The sequence below is a fragment of the Microcystis sp. M53603_WE2 genome, assembly GCF_030065435.1.
Map to the genome: position 1 here is coordinate 1 of NZ_JASJFF010001184.1, position 1,846 is coordinate 1,846.

The following is a 1,846-nucleotide window of genomic DNA, read 5'->3' on the forward strand; positions in this document are numbered from 1 at the left end:
ACCCTCAGGAACCGTCAGTTTTGCGGCGGGAGAAACCTCGAAAGTGATTACCGTTAATGTTCAAGGGGATACCACCGTCGAACCTAACGAAAACTTCACCGTCACCCTCTCCAATCCCACCAACGGAGCAACGATTACCACGGCCACTGCTGTTGGCACTATCCAAAATGATGATGAAGGAACCTCCGTTACCCTTGCCAGTAACTACAGTGGCGTTAGTGAAAACGGCAAAACTAACCTCGTCTATAACTTCACTCGTTCAGGAGCCACCACTAACTCTTTAACCGTTAACTTTACCCTTGGTGGTACGGCAACTCGCGGCAATGACTACAATGCCTACGGCGGGAATTTTGTCTCACCAACAACGGGTAATATTGTCTTCGCATCTGGTCAGACAACGGCTCAGATCGAGATCGTGACCACCGGAGATACCGTCAAAGAAGCCAATGAAACGATCGCCTTTACCCTAGCAAGTGGCACTGGCTATACCATTGGCACACCAGGTGCTGTCACCACTACGATCCTGAATGATGACGGTGTTCTCAATCAACAGGGAACCACGGGTAACGATGTGATCGAAGCCGGAACTACCCGCAATCTGAGCGGTCGAGCGGGCCATGACATTTTGATTGGTTCCAATGCCAGCGATATGTTAGTAGGTGCTGCAGGGAATGACACGATTACCTCTGGTGCTGGTTTTGACGTAATTGCCTATAGCCTTGCCAGTGAAGGCCAAGATACGATTACGGACTTCAACGTTTTCCAAGATACGCTCCAAGTCTCGGCGGCGGGTTTTGGTGGCGGATTAATCGCCGGTGAAAGTATTGCGGCGGCTCAATTTGTCTTGGGAACCGTCGCCACGACGGCCAGCCATCGCTTTATCTTTAATAAACCAACAGGCCAACTCTTCTTTGATGTGGATGGTAATGGTTCATCGGTTCAGACTCTCTTGGCGACCTTGACTCCTAACCTTAACTTGACAGAAGATAATATCTTTGCGGCTTAGATGACTTGAGGCTAAGTGTCAACATAAACCGGCTGGGAAAGAATAATCTGGCTCAGAGATTGCTCAGTTTTCCCGCCGGTTTTCCATTGTGTGTCAAAAAAGTGAAGCAAATATTAATTGTTGTTCAAACAATTGATTCGGGCGGGAGTTTACGGTAGTTATAAGCTAAGTCGCATTTTAACCGCCTATTCAGAAGTGTTGAATCCTGCAATAAAACTTCACAAAACCAGTATTTTACAGTGCTAAATTAGATTGACTATTGAGAATGGAGTCAATAATCAGTCCTTTTTGGTATCATCAGAGCGAATACATAACTTGGTCATGATCTTCAAAATCTTAACATTCAAGTATGAAACACTTTTTGAAAAAAGGTATAAGGGTTTTGTTGATTTTTTAGTATTTATGTATCGTGTAAGTCCAGTAATTGATCCCCTTTTTCTTGGCATAATCTGATAGTTTCATTGGAACTGTAAGGTAAACTTGCACTAACCACAGTAGCAGTTGTTTGCTGTTATTTGCGTATATTTTCGACAAAACTTGACAATACTTCTGAGTTTCTTCATTATTCTCAACAATACTTTTCTTATTGCTGTTACTCATCAGGCTCTTGGATAAATTTAAGAAAAAAATTTTTTTGTTAGACTTGACTTGTCTAGTTGTAATTACAGGTGGATAACAAATTTAGCCCCAGGGCAGAAAGGTTGGGCTTGTCTTTTTCCCTAACCATAAACAGAAAGAATTCAACCCACATTCCGCACCCTAAAGTGTCACATTGAAAATTTTATCTAAATCGTCAAAACGATTGCCGGCTCTGAATTACAGGCTAATTTGTTTGCCCAG

1 protein-coding gene is annotated in these 1,846 nt (G+C 43.3%); it reads left to right on the forward strand.

Going from position 1 to position 1,846, the window contains the following annotated elements; translation table 11 throughout:
* Positions 1–1,006 (forward strand): Calx-beta domain-containing protein (locus PX481_RS24810; RefSeq protein ID WP_288096600.1); only part of this gene is annotated, 1,006 nt, incomplete at its 5' end.
* Positions 1,007–1,846: the final 840 nt, after the last annotated feature.